This is a genomic window from Trueperella bernardiae, assembly GCF_030246965.1.
GTDB classification, from domain to species: Bacteria; Actinomycetota; Actinomycetes; order Actinomycetales; family Actinomycetaceae; genus Trueperella; species Trueperella bernardiae.
Genome location: NZ_CP127099.1, coordinates 1,556,184 through 1,574,451, shown reverse-complemented (window position 1 = coordinate 1,574,451; position 18,268 = coordinate 1,556,184). Strand labels below are relative to the sequence as shown.

Genomic DNA, 18,268 nt, shown 5'->3' with positions numbered 1-18,268 from the left:
CCTCGCGAGAAGAAAAGGACACCCATGCAGCAAAACTACGACGACACCTCCGACCAGCTCGCCGTCCGCAAGGAAAAGCGGGCCCGCCTGCTCGCCGCCGGCCGTGACCCGTACCCGCCCCACCTCGAGATCACGCACACCATCGCGGACGTGCGCGCGAAGTATGCGGTGGAGCGCGAGGGGGAAAAGGTGAGCGCTGACGTCGTGCTCCAGCCCGGCGATGAGCTGACCGAGGAGCGCGTGGAGCTCGCCGGGCGCGTCATGCTGTTCCGCCCGTCAGGCAAGATCGCCTTCAGCCAGCTACAGGCGGGTGACGGCGAGCGCATCCAGGTGATCTTCTCGCTGGCGAACGTAGGCAAGGAGGCGCTGGACGCGCTGAAGGCCGACGTGGACCTGGGCGACTTCGTGTGGGTGGACGGCTATGTGGGCGCCTCCAAGCGCGGCGAGCTGTCGATCTTCGCCACGTCCTGGCAGCTGGCCTCCAAGGCGATCCGCCCGCTGCCGAAGATGTTCACGGCGGAGGACGGCACCGAGATGGCGCTCGGCGAGGAGACCCGCGTGCGTAACCGCCACCTCGACCTCATCACGCGTGACGCCGCGCGCAGGATCGTGCGCCTGCGCGCGGGCATGATGAAGTCCATCCGCAAGACGTTCGACGACCGCGGCTACATCGAGGTGGAAACTCCGATCCTGCAGCCGCTCCACGGCGGCGCCGCGGCCCGCCCGTTCGAGACCCACATCAACGCCTACGATCAGGACCTCTACCTGCGCATCGCCACCGAGCTGTACCTGAAGAAGGCCGTGGTGGGCGGCATCGAGCGCGTGTTTGAGATCGGGAAGAATTTCCGTAACGAGGGCGCGGATTCCACGCACTCGCCGGAGTTCTCCGCGATGGAGGCCTACCAGTCCTTCGCCACGTATGAGGAGATGGCGGTCCTCACCCGCGATCTCATCCAGAACGCGGCACGTGACCTGTTCGGCACCACCACTGTGACCCTCGCCGACGGCACTGAGTACGACCTGGGTGGCGAGTGGGCGCGCCTCGACCTCTACACCTCGCTGTCCGAGGCCGTGGGGGAGGAAGTGACGGTAGAGACCCCACGCGAACACCTGGTGGAGATCGCGGACAAGTTCGACATCGCGGTCAAGGAATACGCCGTGGCCGGCAAGATCGCCGAGGACATCTGGGAGGAGCTGGTTGGTTCTAAGCTGTGGGAGCCCACCTTCGTCTTCGACTTCCCGGAGGACACCTCGCCGCTCACCCGCAACCACCGCTCCAAGCCGGGGCTGACCGAGAAGTGGGATCTGTACGTGCGGGGCGTGGAGATCGCCACCGCCTACACTGAGCTGGCTGACCCGGTGATTCAGCGGGAGCGCCTCACCCAGCAGTCGCTCGAGGCCGCAGCGGGTGACCCGGAAGCCATGCAGCTGGACGAGTCCTTCATCGAGGCGATGGAGCAGGGCTTCCCGCCGTCGGGCGGCATGGGCATGGGCATCGACCGCATGCTCATGGTGCTCACCGGCCTGGGCATCCGCGAGACGATCCTGTTCCCGTTCGTCAAGCCGACCGCGCGCGCATAGTTCTTGCCGCAAACGTGAAGGTGGGCGGATCCGATTGGATCCGCCCACCTGCTACGCTGTGGCCTGGTGCTTACTCAGCACGCACGTCGTCGTCGACCCAGTCAAACGTACGGGTGACGGCCTTCTTCCACAGGCGCATCTGGCGAGCACGCTCGTCGGCGTCCATCTTGGGCGACCAACGCTTGTCCTCCTGCCAGTTGGCGATGACGTCCTGCTCGCCGGCCCAGAAGCCAACCGCGATACCGGCCGCGTAGGCGGCACCGAGGGCGGTGGTCTCAGCGACGACCGGCTTGACGACCTCCACACCGAGGATGTCAGCCTGGAACTGCATGAGTGCATCGTTCGCGGTCATGCCGCCGTCAACACGAAGCTCGCCGAGCTCAACGCCCGAATCGGCGTTCATGGCCTCGAGAACTTCGGCCGTCTGGAACGCGGTGGCCTCGAGGACCGCGCGAGCCAGGTGGCCCTTGTTGTTGTAGCGGGTCAGGCCGACGATCGCGCCTCGGGCGTCGTCCTTCCAGTACGGGGCGAACAGGCCGGAGAACGCCGGGACGATGTAGACGCCGCCGTTGTCCTCAACCGTTTCAGCAAGGGTCTCGATCTCCGGGGCGGAGGTGATGATGCCGAGCTGGTCGCGCAGCCACTGCACGAGCGAGCCCGTCACAGCGATCGAACCCTCGAGCGCGTAGACCGGAGCCTGATCGCCGATCTTGTAGCACACCGTGGTCAGCAGGCCGTTCTTCGAGGTGATCGCCTCGTTGCCCGTGTTGATGAGCATGAAGCAGCCGGTGCCGTAGGTGTTTTTCGCCATGCCCTTCTCGAAGCAGGCCTGGCCGAAGGTGGCCGCCTGCTGGTCGCCAAGGTCGCCAGCGATCGGGGTGTCGATGATGAGGGAGTTCTTCGAGCCGTAGCCGTAGACCTCGGAGGAGGACTTGATCTCCGGGAGCATCGACATCGGGATGCCCATGTCCGCGCAGATGTCCTCGCGCCAACGCAGCTCACGCACGTCCATGAGCATGGTGCGCGACGCGTTGGTCACGTCGGTGACGTGGACACCGCCGTTGGGGCCACCGGTGAGGTTCCAGATCACCCAGGTGTCGGTGTTGCCGAAGAGGAGGTCGCCCGCCTCGGCCTTCTCGCGTGCCCCCTCAACATTGTCAAGGATCCACTTGACCTTCGGGCCAGAGAAGTAGGTGGCAAGGCCAAGGCCACAGATTTCCTTGTACTTGTCCGGGCCCTCGTCACCAGCAAGCTCGCGAACAATCTTGTCAGTACGGGTGTCCTGCCACACGATAGCGTTGTACACCGGCTCGCCCGTGTTCTTATCCCACACGACGGCCGTCTCGCGCTGGTTGGTCACACCAACAGCCGCGATCTCATGGCGGTTGATGTTGGCCTTGGCCAGAGCCTGGCCAATGACCTCGCGAACGTTGTCACGAATCTCAATCGGGTTGTGCTCAACCCAACCGGCCTTGGGCAGAATCTGCTCGTGCTCCATCTGACCCACGGAAACGATGGTTCCGGAGTGGTCGAAGATAATCGCACGGGACGAGGTGGTGCCCTGGTCGATTGCCATTACGTATTTCTTCTCAGTCATTGAGTTCCCTTCGTCGTTGAACGGTTACTTGAAATAATAGCGATGGAATGGGGCGCTGATCACAGTTTTCACAAATGGCCAACGCCGAGAATCTGGTTGAGAAATATTTCTTCGCCCGGATGGGCGGCGCCGCCCGACCGGCGCCCACAAGGCGCGCGAACCGGGCGGCGTCGTACCTTACATACCGAGGACGTTGAGTGCGTTTGCGCCGAAGATGAGGCCGGCGAGCACGCCACCGATGGTCGGGCCGACGATCGGCACCCAGGAGTAACCCCAGTCGTTGCCACCCTTGCCCTTGATCGGGAGCACGGCGTGTGCGACGCGCGGGCCGAGGTCACGGGCCGGGTTGATGGCGTAGCCGGTGGGGCCACCGAGGGAGGCGCCGATGGCGACGATCACGAGGGCCACGGCGAGCGGGCCGACCGCCGTCGGGCTGCCACCGTTGAAGAGAACCCAGGCGACGAGCACGAAGGTAGCGATGGCCTCAGTGATGGTGTTCCACAGCGGGTTGCGGATCTCCGGGCCGGTGGCGAAGGTGCCGAGCACCTCGGCCTGGTTGTCGTGCTCATCGTAGTGCTGCTTGTATGCCAGCCACGCGATCACGGCACCGACGAAGGCACCGAGGAATTGGGCGACGATGTAGATCATCGTGTTCGAGAAGTTCACGGCGACGCCGGGAACGTACTCCTCCGCGCCCGAGGCGAGGACGCCCAGGGTCACGGCCGGGTTCAGGTGACCGCCGGTCTTGTATGCGGCGTAAACACCGATGAACACAGCAAGACCCCACCCGAAGTTAATCATCAGCCAGCCGGTGCCCCGGCCCTTATTCTTCGTCAGGAGGTTGTTGGCGACCACACCAACACCAAGGATAATGAGCAATGTTGTTCCGATGAACTCGGATACAAAGATTTCTCCAAGCGACATATTTGCCTCTTTCAGTTGTGCGACTATCTCCGGCGACCTTGCCGGACGGCCCAAAAAATACTCGGAAGCCTGTCCCTATTCTTGCTCTTTTGTGCGTCAAAGCGTTCATGACAGTTTGAATTGAAAATATTTGCACAGGATCCAGAACGGCCTTGGGAAAATGTGCACATGTGCGCTTTGTGTGGTGGGGCCAGGAAAAGGCAAACGAAAGATGGGGCAATGCCCAAACGCCCTAAGTGGGCGGCGTGTTCCTGTGCTACTCGGTCCAGCGGAGGGCGGCGAGCATCTGCGTGAGGGTTTCCTGGGCCTCGGTGTAGGACACGGGCCGTGCGCCCTTCGCCTCGACCTCGCGGTACATCGCCGGCTCGGCCAGGAAGTGGGCGACGCCACGGCGCAGCAGGTTGGGTAGCGGCTTGCGGGCCTCGTCCAGGTCGCGCATGAGGCGGAACCAGAAGGTTTGCAGGCGCGGGCGCTTGATGCACAGGGCGTCGGCGAGGATGCCCTCACGCTTGAGATCGTCAATGATTTCGGGGGCAAAGATCCCCTCTGCTAGCACGTAGCGGCGGCCCTCCATATCGAGGTTGCGCTCGCCCACGCGCGTGGAGGTGGGGATGTCGTAGACCGGCACCGTGGTCGAACCAGTGGTGCACAGGTCCACCAGCGCGTCCACCGCGCCCTGGCGGTCCCACGTGGACGGCGAATCCCAGTCAACCATCCCGTGGCGCATAGGCATCCCCGGCCGGTTCCCGTCATAGTAAAAGTCGTCGAGTGAGACCACCGGCAGGCCCGTGCGTGTGGTGAAACGCGTCTTGCCGCTGCCCGATGCGCCCATCACCAAAATGACGCGCGCATTCGGCTGGCGCGCGGATTCGGGCAGGTCAAACAGGCCATCATTCGACAGGGGAGTGGACATGGGCCCAGTCTAACGCGCCCGGCGCCGCCGCCCCGCCAGGGAGGAACGTTGCCCGCCTCACCCGCCGGGCCGGGCGGGTGAGGCGGGGGTGGGAAGTCGCGCTGCCCGTCAAAGATCAGGACTTTGAGTGCGAAAAGCCCGGTTTTGGCGACGAAAACTTCCAGGGTCCTGATATTCGACGTGGGCTCAGGCCGGGCTCAGCCCGCGAAGGGAGTGACCGGCACGCCGGGGACCTCGGCGCGGGCGCGGAAAATCGCGCCCGCGCCCGGCTCCGGGTCGTCCAAATTCTCCCTTGATGTGGTGACGAAGACGTCGCGGCCGTCCTCCCCGCCGAGCGTGACAGCCGTAACCAGCCGTACCGGGAGGTCCCATTCGCCCAACACCTCGGCGTCGGGGGAGTAGAGCCTGATCTTGCCCACGCGGTTGAGTGCCACCCACACGTTCCCCGCTCTATCGACTGCCAGCCCGTCCGGGCTCGTGCCCGTGGCCTCGTGGAACTCGCGGCGGCCCACCAGCTCTCGGTCCACCACGTCGAACACGTCAGTGCGCCGGGTGGCCGTGTCGTGGTAGTAGGCCCGCTCGCCGGCGGGGGAGAAGGCAATGCCGTTGGAGGTGGTGACGCTGGGCAGCACCACGCGCGAGGTCAGGTCGGGGGAGATCTTGTACAGCTTGCCGGCGCCCGGCACCCGCGTGTAGGACATCGAGCCGGCGTACAGGTTGCCCCACGGGTCGGTGCCGCCCTCGTTCATGCGCACGTCGGTATCGGACCAGAGCTCTGACAGTGCGCGGACGTCGCCGAAGGGCTCATCGGCCAGCCCGAGCCCGCGCTCGAGCCCTACCACGAATCCGCCACTCGCCCGCGGCCGTACGAAGGCGGCCACCGGCGAGCCGGTGTGGAGGCGGTGAATGGATCCGTCGGGCAGGAGGGTCAGGAGGTCTCCGGCGAGCATGTCCACGAAGCGCAGGCCGCCCCACTCCTCGGACCAGCAGGGCCCCTCGCCGTGGTAGGCGACGGGATCGGTGATCTGTTCAAACATGGCTCAAGTATCGCAGATCCCGCCCGCGCAGCAACCAGTCGCTGTCTGCGCATCAACCATTCAGGTCGGGTCAGCAGCGGGGACCTGCGCCTTCGGCAGTCGCCCCATCACCTTGAGCGGTGAGGCTTCATCCCTCCCCGCCGGCACGACTGCCGCCGGCAACGAGTTGCAACCCGGTCAGGAGGCGAGCATGAAAATAACCTGGACGATTTCCGGGCGTTCTCCTCATATACGAAGATAGCCCCAGAATCGTCCAGGTTATTTTAATCGCCGGCGGTAGCCGCCACCGAACCAGTTACGCCAGCCCGAGCGCCCGGTGGATCACCTCGATCGGGTGGATGACCGTGGCGCCGGAGCCTTTGCGGATCTGCCAGCGGCAGGTCTCGGTCTCGCACGCGGCGAGCTTGGGGTTGGTGCGCTTGATCATGTCGAACAGCGGCTTGCCCACGGCCTGCGCGATCTCGTACTTTTCCTTCTTCAGGCCGTACGTGCCCGCGATGCCACAGCAGGCCTCGCCGGACTCGATCACCGTGACGCCGGGGACGGTCTCCATCATCCGGATCGCGGGCTTGCCGATGCCCTGGCTCTTGACCTGGCACGGCTGGTGGTAGGGGATCGTGATGTCCCAGCGCTTGAGCTCCTCGACCGGGAACTCACCGGCGTCGATGAGCTCAAGAATGAACTCGGAGATCTCCACGGTGCGCGATCCGACGTCGAGCAGCGTGGGATCGTCCAGGCCCATGATCTCGTGGGCCTCGTGGCGCAGCATGCCCGCGCACGATCCCGACGCCGACACGATGGTCAGGTCCTTGCCCGCGGCGTTGAGCTGATCGCACAGTTGGCGAACCTTCTTCGACGCACGCCCGAACAGGCCGTTGGACTGGTGTGCCAGGCCGCAGCAGCCCTGCTTCGGCACGAGCACCTCATACCCGAGCTTCTCCAGCACTTCCACCGCGGCCTTCGACGTGGCGACCTCGAAGTAGCCGCCCGCGCAGCCGTGGAAGAACACGATCGGGCCCTTGGAGAAGGGGCCGGTGCGCTCCTTTTCGTGCTTCTTGAACCAGCTCATGAACGTGGAGGTCTGGGCCTTGGGCACGGGCGCGTCACGGTGAATGCCGATGACCTTCTCCACGATCGTGCGCACCGGCTTGTTGGCCAGTGCCACGTTCGCGATCGGGGCGAACGGGGTCATGAGCTTGCCTTCAAGTTCGGTTTCGGGGATGATCCGGTCGCGCAGCGGCATGTGGTCTGCCTTCATCACGGCGCGCGCCTGGGCGTTGATCTCGGCGATCTTCACGCCCTGCGGGCACGTGGTGGTGCAGATCGAGCACCCGGAGCAGTAGTCGAGGGACTTGTCCACGCTGGCGCCGTTGCGGAAGCGCTCAGCCTGCGGCCCCACGAACTTCGGGCCGGAGAAGAGCGGGGTGGCGCGCACAACCGGGCACTGCGACTCGCAGATCGTACACTTGACGCACGCGTCGAGGGACGCGCGGGCCAGGGAGGCCTTGGCGTGCTCGAGTGGGTTAACAACGGTGGTCATGATTAATCCCTCCTGAGGATTGCACGGGTGGCGGCAACAGCGCTGCCGAGCGCGATGCCTTCACCGGACTTCTCGCTCCACGGGCGGGCGCCACCGATGATGGAGCCTGCCAAGTAGAGGTTGTCGTAGACCGGGCGGTCGCCGTCGAGCGGCAACATGTCTTCGTTGACGCTCACCCCGGTTCCGAAGAGGTCCTTGCCGTCGACGATGACCGAGCCGGTCACGCCCGTCGTTTCGGCGTCCTCGGCGTCGAGGAACGTCAGCGGCAGGTCGAAGACGCGCTCGCGGATGTCTCCGTAGGAGTCGCGCTGGATGGTGCCGGATTCGAGACCGCCGCCGGCGTAGACCACGGCGTCGACCTTGTTGGTGGTGACGCGGCCGGCGCGCTGGACCTTGAGCGCGGTCACGTGGCCGCCGTCTGCCTCGAAGCCGATGACTTCGGCGTTGAGGGAGATGTCGACCCGCTTGTCGTGGCAGAGCTGGATGAGCACGTCGTTGATGCGGCGGCCGGGGATCGACGGCGGCGGGACCGGGACCTCGCCCACGGGCACGCCGAGCTCGGCGGAGATCTCCTGGTAAGCGTCGGGCGAAAAGCCGAGGATCGCGGGCAGGAGGATCGTTTCGCCCGCGCGGACGTGGCCGCGCAGCTCGTTGATGAGCGAATCGCGAGTGGCCGGGCCGTCCAGCCCGGCGGTGCCGTCGAAGGCGCGGGCGAAGGTGGTGCCCGTGGAGTCGGCCTCCGGCTTGCGTGGCGCGAGCGAGATGGTCACGGCCCGTGTCTCAACCTTGGCCAGCGGGGAACGGGCGAGGTTGTCGGCGATGAAGGCCGCGGGGAAGTCGCGGAACTGGCGGATGCCGACCACCAGGAACTTCTTCCCGTCCTCCATGAGGGAGGGGACCATCGTGTTCTGCACCGCGATCGTGGGGCGAACCGCGCCGATCGCGGTGGGGATGAGGACGTTCTTGCCCGGCTTGGCGAACAGGCCGGTGGTGGCACACAGCCAATCCACGCCCTCACGCACCGCGTCCGCCCCAATGGAGGCGTACGGGTGGCCGGGCTCCTTGGCCACGAGCTTTTCGATCTCGGCGTACGGGTCGGAGATGGGGTGGCCGTCCTTGTCCCAGCCGTAAACATCGAGCGTGCCCGAGGACAGGAGCAGGCCGCCCCAGCCCTTGGTCACGATGTCGACGTGGTGGCCGGCCTCGCGCAACTTGAGCGCTGCCGTGAGGCCCGCAAGGCCTGAACCAATAACAATGATGCGCATGATTCTTCTCCTTTATGCCACCGAGGGGCGGCCGTGGATGAGCTCGAGGTCGCCCGTGGCACGCACGGCCTTCTCGGTCGGGGCCGGCAGATGGTCGATGTCGAGGTTGCCGGCGAGGATCCACTTGTTCAGCGTGGCCTCGCGCAGCTGCTCGCCGTACATGAGGGATTCGAGGCCCGAGTAGCGGTTCTTGACGAACAGGCGCAGCATCGACGACGTCCGGTCCGCGTTCTCTTCGCGCTCCAGGCGACCCGCCAGGGCCTCGTGCATGATGCCAGCGGCGCGCATGCCACAGAACGTGCCCTGGCAGGGGCCCATCCCGAGGCGGGTGCGGCGGCGGATGTCGTCAAGGTTGGCCTCCGGCTGCTTGGCCAGTTCCTTCTCAATCGTGGAGCGGGGCAGGAGCTCGCACTCACAGATGATCGGGTCTTCGAAGCGGTCGGCTTCGGCTTCCTCCAGCCTGTCCGTGACCCGGTGGGTACGGGTGGCGTTCGAGGGCACGGCCTCGGTTTCGGTGGTGCACTCGACGAACTCGTCCATCTGCTCAAGCAGCGCGTCCACGATGTTCTTCGCCATGAGGCGGTAGGTGGTGAGCTTGCCGCCGGCGATGGTGAAGAAGCCCTTCACACCGTCGCGCGTGGAGTGGTCGATGATCGACATGCCGCGCGACATGTGGCGCGTATCAGAGGCATCCACGCGCGAGTCCTTGACCAGCGGGCGGGCGCCGGCCCACGCGTGAACCGCGCGCGCCTTGCGGAAGCCCGGCACCAGGTCTTCGCCCGAGTCGAGCATCTGCTGGACCTCGGAGTTGCGGATGACGAGGAAGTCCGGATCGTCTTCCTTCTGATCCGTGGTGCCAATGATTGAGACGGTGTGGGCCGGGACGATGATGTCGCCGTCGGCGGGGTGGATACAGCGGTTGACCACGTGGTTGACGAGGCGGTGGTTCATCGCGATCATGATGCCGCGCCCGGGCACGACGTCGACCCCGTGGCAGCCCGCCATCTTCGCGATCTGGCCCGCCCAGGGGCCGCCGCAGTTGATGGCCGCACGGCAGTTGATGCGGACCTCTTCGCCCGTCTTCTCATCCGTGCAGACCACCTGGGAGACCTGGCCGTCCTCGTTTTCAATCTTGGTGACCCGGTGGTAGGTCAGGCACTGGGCGCCGTAGGCCTTGGCGGACTCGACCGCGCCCCAGACCATGCCCCAGCCGTCAATTGAGCCGTCACGCACGCGGAACGCGCGCTGGATGCCCGGGTTGAGGCGCGGCTCGATGCGCAACGCCTCAGCGACGTCGAGCTCCTCGGCCGGCACCTGCGTTTCGCGGGCCGCGGGCAGGAAGCGGGTGGAGAATTCCGGATCGTCATTCGGGCCGACGACGAACAGGCCGCCGGTCTCCTCCACCGATTCGGGGTGAATTCGGCGCAGGATCTCATTTTCCTCGGCGCACTCAGTGGCCGAGTGGGGGTCCGAAATGACGTAACGGCCACCCGAATGGAGCAGGCCGTGGAACCGCCCGGAGGTTCCCTGTGCCAGATCGGCACGCTCGACAAGGACAGCAGAGAAGCCACGCATGGCCAGATCGCGTAATGCGCCAGCCCCGGTTGCTCCACCGCCTATAACAACAACATCGGTGTTTATAGTTTTCATGGTTCTTCCGATTTCTACGCGGAGACTTAATCACCAATTTACGGTGTTTTCCACGAGGCGTGGTGTGAAAACGGGGGGTTTAAAGTATTTTGGCCAAGTGTGCACGGCCGTGCAGATGAACTGAAATGACTTGCACCCGCCGTGTAGAATATGTCTGTCGTACGTTGAGGAAAGGCCTGAGATGAACCGAGAAGACCGCTCCCTTGCGGCCTATGAAGCAGCCGTCATGCACTTCATCCAGGGGGAGACGATGGAGTCGATCGCCCGCCGACTGTCCGTTTCGCGCTCCACCGTCTCCCGCCTCATCGCCGAGGCGAAGGACGAAGGTCTTATCCAGATCACCATTCACCTGCCCGAGGAGGCGGCCAGCGAGATGCAGGTGCGCCTGTCGCAGATGTTCGATGTGCATGTGAAGGTGGTGCCCGTCCCGTTTGGGGTCAATGAGACGCGCCGGCTCAACGCCGTAACCCAGGTGGCGGGCATCATGGTCTCCGACCTCATGAAGCCCGAGTCGGTCATCGGCGTGGCCTGGGGCAACACAGTGGCCGCCGTCGTCGACCACCTCGTCCCGCGGCCCGCACGCGGCTCGATCGCGGTCCAGCTCAACGGCGCCGCCAACGCCTCCACCAGCGGCGTGCCGTATGCCGGCTCGCTCATGGAAGCCTTCGGCCGGGCCTTCGGTGCCTCCGTCCACTACTTCGCCGTCCCCGCGTTCTTCGACTACGCCGCCACACGCGAAGCCCTGTGGCAGGAGCGCTCCATCGCGGCCGTGCGCGAGATCCAACAGCGGGCCGACATCGCTCTGTTCGGCATCGGCTCTCTCACCGCGAAGAACCCCTCCATGGTCTACTCGGGCGGCTACCTCAGCGCCGAGGAGCTCGACTCGCTGCGCCGCGAGGGCGTGGTGGGTGACATCTGCACGGTGTTGCTTCGCGCCGACGGCTCGTGGAAGGACCTGGAGATTAACTCGCGTGCCTCCGGCCCCACGCCCACCGACCTGCGCAAGATCCCGCGGCGCATCGGCGTCGTCTCCGGCTCGGACAAGGTGGTCGCCACGGTCGCGGCCCTGCGCGCCGGCCTCATCACGGACCTCGTGGTAGACGAGGACACCGCCGACCTCATCTACGAGTACTCGATGCGCTCCGGGCTCGGGACATTGCGATGATCCGCCCGGCGAGTGCGCGGGACGTGCACGCCATCTACGACGTCGTCCGCCCCTACGCCCACCAGCGCGTGCTCGTGGCCAAGGACCTGGTGGAATACTTCGAAAGCCTCGAAGAATTCGTGGTGGCGGAGGTGGAGGGCGAAGTGGTCGGCTGCGGCGCCCTGCACGTCTTTAGCGAGGCCATCGCCGAAATCCGCACCCTCGCCGTCCGCGACGAGTTCCGTGGGCGCGGCATCGGCAAGGCGATCGTAGACGAGCTCGAGGCGCGCGCCCGCAGTCTCGCCATCCGCCGCCTGTTCTGCCTCACCTTCGAAGTCGAGTTCTTCTCCGAGCTCGGCTACGTCCGCATCAATGACGACGCCGCAGCCCTCGCCCGGGTCAAACCCAACACCCTGGGCAATTCGCGCATGTTCAAGCAGCTCTAGCGGTCCCGGCCGCCCTCGGCCAGGAAGTTCGCCGTCATCCGCAGCCCGATCGGGGCCTGGAGGCCGACCAGGGCGAGGATGATCGTGGTCATGACGCCGATCCCGGCGATCGCAGTTGCCGCCACGCCCACGACCACCACCGCTGTCGCGACGAGGGCCGCCCCGCGCGTCAGGCGAGCGGCGGACGCGAGGTCGGGGTTCGGGCGTCGCGAAAGAGCGATGAGGTAGGCGCCCACTGCCACGAGCACCGCGCCCGCCCCGCCCGGGATGAGCGCGACGAGCGCGCCGTGCTTGCCGGCGATCTGGATGAGCAGGCCGAGGGCGAGGATGGTCAGCGCGAGGACGCCGAGCACGCCTCCGGCGCGGGCGAGCTTGAGTTCGTTCATGGCTTCGATGCTAGCGGAAGGCGGAATTGGCCCGAAACTAGCTCGGCTAGGCCGTCGGTGAGAACGCCGTCGATCGCCGGGCCGAAGCGCTCCGCGGGGAGGGTGGTGGCGGCGAGGAGTGAGTCGTAGTCGTGGGGGCCGCGGCGCAGGGCTGCCATGATCTTCCCGCGCGCCTGCCGGTTCGTGCCCTCCCAGGCCTGCGGGCGGCGGCGGTGGGCGTGGGCGTCGGCCGGGCTGCCGGCCAGATTCCACTCGCAGTGGGTGGCGAGCGGGCAGGCATCGCAGGCGGGCGTTCGGGCCGTGCAGACGAGCGCCCCAAACTCCATGATGGCGGCGTTCCAGAGCCAGGCCTGGTCGTCGTCGGGAACGAAAGCCTCGGCGCGAGCGAGTTCGGCCTTGGTCTGCGTGGGCGCGGGCAGGGCCTCGCCGTGCCAGCGGGCGAGCACGCGGCGGATGTTCGTGTCAAGCACCACGCTGCGGCCGCGGAAGGCAAAGGCAACGACGGCGGCCGCCGTGTACGGGCCGACGCCAGGCAGGGCGAGCAGATCGGTGTAGGTGGAGGGGAAGGAGCCGCGCTCAGTGATCGCGATCGCTGCCTCCTGCAGACGCAGTGCGCGGCGCGGGTAGCCCATGCGGTCCCAGGCGATAAGGACCTCGGCGGGAGAGGCCGAGGCAAGGTGGGCGGGGGAGGGCCAGCGCTCCATCCACGTCCGCCACACCGGTTCCACGCGGGCAACCGGGGTCTGTTGGCTCATCACCTCACACACGAGGATCGACCACGGGTCCGTGGTCTCACGCCACGGCAACGGCCGGGCATGCTGGGCGTACCAGTGGGTGAGGGCCGCGTAAGCGGTTTCGGGTTCGGGTGCCACCCGCCTCACTATAGCGCCGCCCGGCGCGCATCGCTCCCGCGGCAAGGGATTGCCGCTACGGTAGGGGCGTGAACGAAACTCCGAAGCGCGGGAAGCAGGCGGGGCGCGGGGCGCCGCGCCCGACGAGCGAGCGCGCCCAGCCTGGCCGGGGACGCGGAGGCGAGCGCGCAGGCCGTGGCGGTGAAGGCGCGGGGCGCGGGAGCGCTGAGCGTTCGGCGCGCGAAGGGAAGCGGCCGACTCAGGGAGCTGCCGAGCGGCAGGCGCGCGCCGGGGAGCACCCCTCGCGAGGCTCTGACCGCCAGGTTCGGAGTGGCGGCAAGCGTCAAATGCGCGGGAAAGCGCAACAGTCGGCCGGGGAGCGTACCTCCCGCGCCGAGCGCGCCGGTAACTCCGCACGCCAGCGGCCCACCTCGGAGCGCCGGACCCAGGGCCGGCAATCTCAGGCCCGGCAAACACAGGTGCGGCAAAATCAGGGGCGGCAGGCCACGAAGAGGCCCGTGTCGGCGCGACCCGCACCTCGCAAGCGGACAAACCCGGCCCGTTCGTCCTTCCAGCGCCGGTTGCTGACCATTTTGCTCATCGTGGTGCTCGCGATCGTCGCCACGTTCGTGGCGGTCAAGTACGCGCTGTCGAAGATAGAAAAGCACACCGTGCCGATCAACCCGGTGGAGCAGTTCGATCCCGTGGCGTGCAGCTCGTCGATGCTCAGCACCACCGTCCAAGTTGCCAGCACGGGAAAATCGCAGGTCGCGGTCAGTGTCTCGATCACCAACAAGGGAGACACCCCCTGCAGCTTCGACGCCGCCGACCTTCGCCTCCAACTCGCCTCAGGCGACCAGACCGCCTACGACAGCCAAGTGTGCGAATCCGGCCCTGCAGCCAAGATCTTGCTTCTCGACACCGGTCTGACCACCACCCAGACCCTCACCTGGAACGGCATCAACGCCGGCGCCAACTGCCAGGGGCAATCGCTCGCGGGTGCGGGCACCTACGTGGCGAGGGTCTTCCTGGGCACCGACCCGCTCCTCGAGTCTGGCTACATCTTCGAACTGACCGGCTCGGGTGCCGCCTTTGGCGGGCATAGCGTCACGGATGATGGCTCCGCGGTCGCAGGGGGCGACGGCGCGGACGGCGCGGACGGCGCGGGCTCCGGTGAGGGCGGCTCGGGAGGGTCGGATGACGGGGAGACGGCCACCGACGGTGCGGACGACGCCGGCACAGGTGATTCCGGCCAATCCAGCGATTCTGAGGGCGCTACGGCCGAGAATTCCGAGGGGTAGGCCGCCCGCGCCACGCGCCTACACCGCCCTGCGCTACGCGTCCAGCGGCAGCACCGCCCGCGCCGCCGCTGCCACGTCGTCCACTGGGCGCAGCCGCATGCCGGCGGGTGGGCTGAGCTTTTCCGAGGTCCGGGGCAGGATCGCCGTGTGGAAGCCGAGCCGGGCGGCCTCGTTCAGCCGCCGCTGGAGCCCGACCACCGGGCGCAGCTCGCCGGTCAGCGACACCTCGCCCACCGCGATCACGCCCGGCGCAAGCGGTAGATCCGCGGCGGCCGAGGCCAGCGCCAGCGCGATCGCCACGTCCACGCTCGGCTCGAGCGCCTTGGCCCCGCCCACGGTGGACACGAACACGTCGTTACGCTCGAACTGCACGCCGAGCCGGGACTGGAGCACGGCCAGCATCATGGCCACCCGCGAGCTGTCCACCCCCGAGGTGGTGCGCCGCGGCGGGCCGGCCGCCGGCACCGACAGCGCCTGCACTTCCACCGGCATGGGCCGCCGCCCCTCGAGTGTGACCGTCACGCACGTGCCCGGCACGGTGAGGTTGCGAGCGGAGAGGAACAGGCCCGACGGGTCTGCAAGCCCCACGATCCCCGAGTCCGCAAGTTCGAAGCAACCCACTTCGTCGGTGGCCCCGTAGCGGTTCTTCACCGCCCGCACGAGCCGCAGCCGCGAGTGCCGATCGCCTTCGAACTGGCACACCACGTCCACCAGGTGCTCCAGCACGCGCGGGCCGGCGATCGAGCCGTCCTTGGTCACGTGCCCGACCAGCAACACCGGCAGGTCGGAGGACTTGGCCGTGTTGACCAGCGTGGACGTCACGGAGCGGACCTGCGCCACGCCGCCCGCCGATCCCTCCACGTGCGGGTCCATGATCGTCTGCACCGAGTCGACAATCAGAAGCGACGGGCGCGAATCGGCAACGTGCCCCAGGACCTTCGCCAGGTCCGCCTCCGCCGTGAGCAACAGGTACGGGTGCAGGGCGCCGATACGTTCGGCGCGCGAGCGCACCTGCGATGCCGACTCCTCGCCCGTTACGTACAGCACCGGGTTGCGCCCGGCCTGCGCCGCCTGCTCGGCCGCCTTCGCCGCCACGTCTAACAGCAGTGTGGACTTGCCAACCCCCGGTTCGCCAGCCAGCAGGATAACGACGCCGGGCACGATCCCGCCTCCGAGCACCCGGTCCAATTCCGGCACGCCGGTGGGTTCCTTCACCGAGGCCTGCTGGGAAACCTCCGTGATCGGCTGAGCGGGCGAGCGCGGCGTGAGCGCCGCGATCTTCGTGCCCACCTGTTCGGTGGCCTCTTCGATCGTGCCCCACGCTTGGCACTGCCCGCAGCGGCCGACCCACTTGACCGTGGTCCAACCGCACTCGCTGCATCTAAACGTCTGATTCTTTGCCATACCCCAAGGCTATCGAGGGCGTCCGACAAATCTGTTCGCGAATGCCTCGAGCAGGGACGGTTCGCCCGAGACGATGAGGACGTCCCCGTTGCCAATCGTCGTCTCCGGCGAGGCATACTCGAACGGTTGACCTGGGGATTTGACGCCAATTACGGTCACCCCGAAGCGCTCGCGCACGTTCGATTCTGCCAGCGAAAAACCCACCAGATCCCGCGGCGGGACCATCTTCACGATCGTGAACTGGTCCTCCATCTCGATGTAGTCGAGCATGCGGCCCGAGAGCATGTGTGCAACGCGCTGGCCGGCGTCGTACTCGGGGTAGACCACGTGGTGGGCACCGATGCGCTTGAGGATCGTGCCGTGCTCGCGCGAGGTGGCCTTGGCCCAGATGTCGGGGACGCCGATGTCGACCAGGTTGGCGGTGATGAGCACCGACGCCTCGAGCGCGCCAACACCCACGACGGCGACGCCGAAGTCCTCCGCCCCGAGCTGATGGAGCGCCTCGGCTGAGCGCGCGTCGGCCTCCACCACGTTGAAGCGATGGCTCCACTGCTGGGCGAGGTCGGAGTTTGTTTCGACGGCGAGGATCTCCTTGTCGAGCTTGTCGAGCGTGACGGCGATGGCCGAGCCGAAGCGGCCCAGGCCGATGACCAGGGTGGCGTTGTCCGCGTACGTGTTGGGCATGGGGTTCTCTTTCGCTTAGCCGATGATGGGGCGGTCTTCGGGGAGTCGGATGACGCGGCGGCGCGTGCGGAGGGCGAGTGCCGCCGCGAACGTCATGGTTCCGAGCCTGCCGAGGTACATGAGGAGGACGAGGATGAGCTTGGCCGAATCGGGCAGGTCGGCGGTGATGCCGGTGGACAGGCCGCAGGTGGCGAACGCCGAGATGACGTCGAACAGCACGCGCGAGAGCGGGAAGTCGGACTGCTGCAAGATGATGAGCGTGGACGTGCCAACCAGGAAGGCGCCGAGGAAGGCTGCGGAAATGGACAGGCGGATGACGTCCGGCGGGATGCGCTTGCCGAAGGCCTCCGTGTCGCGGTCACCGCGGGCCTCGGCAACAATGGCAAGCAGCAGCACGGCGAACGTGGTGACCTTGATGCCACCGCCCGTGGAGGCTGAGCCGGCGCCGATAAACATGAGCGCGTCCATGACGAACCACGTGGCCTCCGACAGGGAGCCGATATCCACGGTGGACATGCCCGACGAGCGCGGCGTCGTGCCCTGGAAGAAGGACGCAAGCACCTTCTCGTTCGTCGTCAAATCGGAAAACGCACCGTTCCACTCGAAGGCCGCCACCATGACGATGCCCGCCACCCATAGCGCTACGTAGGTGACCACGGTGATCTTCGTGTGGAGCGACCAGCGCTTGGGAGAGCGCAGGTTGTGTGCGATGTTGTGGATGACCGGGAAGCCGATCGCGCCGGCCACCGTGCCGAGGATAATGGGCAGGCTGATGGCCCAGTTGCCCACGAACGGTGTCAGGTCCGGGCCGATGATGACGAAGCCGGCGTTGTTGAACGTGGAGACCGCCATGAAGATCGAGTGCCCGAGCGCACCCAGGAATGTGCCGCGCTCTTCCATGATCGAGGGGAACATGACGGCCACGAGCAGGCCCTCGACCGTGAGGGAGGTGATGACCACGGACTGCAGGAGCGCGCCGACGTCGCCCAAGCGCGACTTGCGTTCGGAGGCCGCGAGGATGCGTTGGGTGAGGCCGATGTGGCGGGAGACGGCGCGGGCGAGGATGGAGGCGAGCGTCATGACGCCCCACCCGCCGATCTGCACTCCGATGACGACGACGACCTGCCCGAATCCCGTCCAGTGCGAGGCCGTGTCGACCACGGTCAGGCCTGTCACGCACACCGCGGACGTCGCTGTGAAAAGCGCCTCAATGAACGTGGCCGTGCCGGGTTCGACCGTGGCAAACGGCATGAGGAGGAGGGAGGTGATGATGAGGATGATGAAAGCGAAGACGAGCATGACCAACCGCGCGGGCGAGTGCCGGGCGAGGTGATCGATGTGTTCGCGGAGGCGTGAGGCAAGGTGCCGCCGCTTCGCGGTGTGAACTTCGGCCATGTCACCTCCTCTTCTCCCTGCGTCAATCGTGCCACACGAGGCCGGCCCGTAATCAAGTTGCAGGGCCGGAGATCGGGTTAGAGCTGTGAAGATGCGGATTTGAGGTGTTTGGCGGGAGAAAATCCGGTATGGTGTGAAGCGAAGTTCTCA

General features: G+C 66.6%; 16 protein-coding genes. 4 read left to right on the top strand and 12 right to left on the bottom strand.

The window, feature by feature from the left end:
- Window positions 1–24 precede the first annotated feature (24 nt).
- Window positions 25–1,581, top strand: coding sequence for a lysine--tRNA ligase (gene lysS, locus QPC17_RS07260; protein ID WP_062613322.1), 1,557 nt, complete (start codon window positions 25–27; stop codon window positions 1,579–1,581).
- A 70-nt stretch (window positions 1,582–1,651) separates the two neighbouring features.
- Here lysS and glpK read toward each other — a convergent pair whose 3' ends face one another.
- The 7 genes from glpK to glpA form a co-directional block, all read right to left on the bottom strand.
- Window positions 1,652–3,178, bottom strand: a complete 1,527-nt coding sequence (glpK, locus tag QPC17_RS07255) for a glycerol kinase GlpK (RefSeq protein ID WP_062613324.1) — start codon at window positions 3,176–3,178, stop codon at window positions 1,652–1,654.
- 177 nt (window positions 3,179–3,355) lie between these two features.
- Entirely contained in the window at window positions 3,356–4,102 is a 747-nt protein-coding gene (locus QPC17_RS07250; protein WP_068538635.1) for an MIP/aquaporin family protein, read from the bottom strand.
- Window positions 4,103–4,358: 256 nt separating this feature from the next.
- The gene (locus QPC17_RS07245; RefSeq protein WP_068538636.1) at window positions 4,359–5,015 is read right to left on the bottom strand and encodes a uridine kinase family protein; all 657 of its coding nucleotides are present in this window, start codon (window positions 5,013–5,015) and stop codon (window positions 4,359–4,361) included.
- Between the two features lie 197 nt (window positions 5,016–5,212).
- On the bottom strand, window positions 5,213–6,052 hold the full coding sequence (locus QPC17_RS07240) for an SMP-30/gluconolactonase/LRE family protein (RefSeq protein ID WP_285347166.1): 840 nt from the start codon (window positions 6,050–6,052) through the stop codon (window positions 5,213–5,215).
- A gap of 295 nt (window positions 6,053–6,347) precedes the next feature.
- Window positions 6,348–7,592 carry an anaerobic glycerol-3-phosphate dehydrogenase subunit C gene (locus QPC17_RS07235; protein WP_062613332.1) on the bottom strand — a complete coding sequence of 415 codons (1,245 nt, stop codon included), beginning with the start codon at window positions 7,590–7,592 and terminating at the stop codon, window positions 6,348–6,350.
- A 2-nt stretch (window positions 7,593–7,594) separates the two neighbouring features.
- The gene (glpB, locus tag QPC17_RS07230) at window positions 7,595–8,857 is read right to left on the bottom strand and encodes a glycerol-3-phosphate dehydrogenase subunit GlpB (protein ID WP_070445936.1); all 1,263 of its coding nucleotides are present in this window, start codon (window positions 8,855–8,857) and stop codon (window positions 7,595–7,597) included.
- A gap of 12 nt (window positions 8,858–8,869) precedes the next feature.
- The gene (gene glpA, locus QPC17_RS07225) at window positions 8,870–10,507 is read right to left on the bottom strand and encodes an anaerobic glycerol-3-phosphate dehydrogenase subunit GlpA (protein ID WP_068538639.1); all 1,638 of its coding nucleotides are present in this window, start codon (window positions 10,505–10,507) and stop codon (window positions 8,870–8,872) included.
- A 181-nt stretch (window positions 10,508–10,688) separates the two neighbouring features.
- Between glpA and QPC17_RS07220 the strand changes: the two genes are divergently transcribed.
- Together QPC17_RS07220 and QPC17_RS07215 are read left to right on the top strand one after the other, a co-directional pair.
- Window positions 10,689–11,672: a sugar-binding transcriptional regulator gene (locus tag QPC17_RS07220; protein ID WP_285347165.1), complete on the top strand. Its 984-nt coding sequence runs from the start codon at window positions 10,689–10,691 to the stop codon at window positions 11,670–11,672.
- Window positions 11,669–12,097, top strand: a complete 429-nt coding sequence (locus QPC17_RS07215) for a GNAT family N-acetyltransferase (protein WP_068538641.1) — start codon at window positions 11,669–11,671, stop codon at window positions 12,095–12,097. Before QPC17_RS07220 ends, QPC17_RS07215 begins: the two co-directional genes overlap by 4 nt.
- On the opposite strand, the gene QPC17_RS07210 is transcribed toward QPC17_RS07215, so the two are convergent.
- Both QPC17_RS07210 and QPC17_RS07205 read right to left on the bottom strand, forming a co-directional pair.
- Window positions 12,094–12,483, bottom strand: coding sequence for a hypothetical protein (locus QPC17_RS07210; RefSeq protein WP_068538642.1), 390 nt, complete (start codon window positions 12,481–12,483; stop codon window positions 12,094–12,096). The two genes, QPC17_RS07215 and QPC17_RS07210, sit on opposite strands and share 4 nt — an antisense overlap.
- Window positions 12,480–13,355, bottom strand: coding sequence for an HhH-GPD family protein (locus QPC17_RS07205; protein ID WP_244899223.1), 876 nt, complete (start codon window positions 13,353–13,355; stop codon window positions 12,480–12,482). The genes QPC17_RS07210 and QPC17_RS07205 overlap by 4 nt, the downstream gene beginning before the upstream one ends.
- 68 nt (window positions 13,356–13,423) lie before the next feature.
- Between QPC17_RS07205 and QPC17_RS07200 the strand changes: the two genes are divergently transcribed.
- The gene (locus tag QPC17_RS07200) at window positions 13,424–14,635 is read left to right on the top strand and encodes a DUF4232 domain-containing protein (protein WP_285347164.1); all 1,212 of its coding nucleotides are present in this window, start codon (window positions 13,424–13,426) and stop codon (window positions 14,633–14,635) included.
- A gap of 33 nt (window positions 14,636–14,668) precedes the next feature.
- Here QPC17_RS07200 and radA read toward each other — a convergent pair whose 3' ends face one another.
- The 3 genes from radA to QPC17_RS07185 are packed head-to-tail and all read right to left on the bottom strand — an operon-like array spanning window position 14,669 to window position 18,118.
- A complete protein-coding gene (gene radA, locus QPC17_RS07195; protein ID WP_070445924.1) occupies window positions 14,669–16,039 on the bottom strand; it encodes a DNA repair protein RadA in 1,371 nt (456 codons plus the stop codon).
- Between the two features lie 9 nt (window positions 16,040–16,048).
- The gene (locus tag QPC17_RS07190) at window positions 16,049–16,723 is read right to left on the bottom strand and encodes a potassium channel family protein (protein WP_062613348.1); all 675 of its coding nucleotides are present in this window, start codon (window positions 16,721–16,723) and stop codon (window positions 16,049–16,051) included.
- A gap of 15 nt (window positions 16,724–16,738) precedes the next feature.
- Window positions 16,739–18,118 (bottom strand): TrkH family potassium uptake protein, encoded by a 1,380-nt coding sequence (locus QPC17_RS07185; RefSeq protein WP_062613350.1) that lies wholly within the window; start codon window positions 18,116–18,118, stop codon window positions 16,739–16,741.
- Between the last annotated feature and the right edge of the window lie 150 nt (window positions 18,119–18,268).

What these genes read in the sequence shown, in the direction of transcription:
- QPC17_RS07215 (WP_068538641.1), top strand. Translation starts at nt 11,669, where the DNA reads ATGATCCGCCCGGCGAGTGCGCGGGACGTGCACGCCATCTACGACGTC.
- glpB (WP_070445936.1), bottom strand. Translation starts at nt 8,857, where the DNA reads ATGCGCATCATTGTTATTGGTTCAGGCCTTGCGGGCCTCACGGCAGCG.
- glpK (WP_062613324.1), bottom strand. Translation starts at nt 3,178, where the DNA reads ATGACTGAGAAGAAATACGTAATGGCAATCGACCAGGGCACCACCTCG.
- glpA (WP_068538639.1), bottom strand. Translation starts at nt 10,507, where the DNA reads ATGAAAACTATAAACACCGATGTTGTTGTTATAGGCGGTGGAGCAACC.
- QPC17_RS07220 (WP_285347165.1), top strand. Translation starts at nt 10,689, where the DNA reads ATGAACCGAGAAGACCGCTCCCTTGCGGCCTATGAAGCAGCCGTCATG.
- radA (WP_070445924.1), bottom strand. Translation starts at nt 16,039, where the DNA reads ATGGCAAAGAATCAGACGTTTAGATGCAGCGAGTGCGGTTGGACCACG.
- lysS (WP_062613322.1), top strand. Translation starts at nt 25, where the DNA reads ATGCAGCAAAACTACGACGACACCTCCGACCAGCTCGCCGTCCGCAAG.
- QPC17_RS07245 (WP_068538636.1), bottom strand. Translation starts at nt 5,015, where the DNA reads ATGTCCACTCCCCTGTCGAATGATGGCCTGTTTGACCTGCCCGAATCC.
- QPC17_RS07190 (WP_062613348.1), bottom strand. Translation starts at nt 16,723, where the DNA reads ATGCCCAACACGTACGCGGACAACGCCACCCTGGTCATCGGCCTGGGC.
- QPC17_RS07235 (WP_062613332.1), bottom strand. Translation starts at nt 7,592, where the DNA reads ATGACCACCGTTGTTAACCCACTCGAGCACGCCAAGGCCTCCCTGGCC.
- QPC17_RS07210 (WP_068538642.1), bottom strand. Translation starts at nt 12,483, where the DNA reads ATGAACGAACTCAAGCTCGCCCGCGCCGGAGGCGTGCTCGGCGTCCTC.
- QPC17_RS07250 (WP_068538635.1), bottom strand. Translation starts at nt 4,102, where the DNA reads ATGTCGCTTGGAGAAATCTTTGTATCCGAGTTCATCGGAACAACATTG.
- QPC17_RS07240 (WP_285347166.1), bottom strand. Translation starts at nt 6,052, where the DNA reads ATGTTTGAACAGATCACCGATCCCGTCGCCTACCACGGCGAGGGGCCC.
- QPC17_RS07185 (WP_062613350.1), bottom strand. Translation starts at nt 18,118, where the DNA reads ATGGCCGAAGTTCACACCGCGAAGCGGCGGCACCTTGCCTCACGCCTC.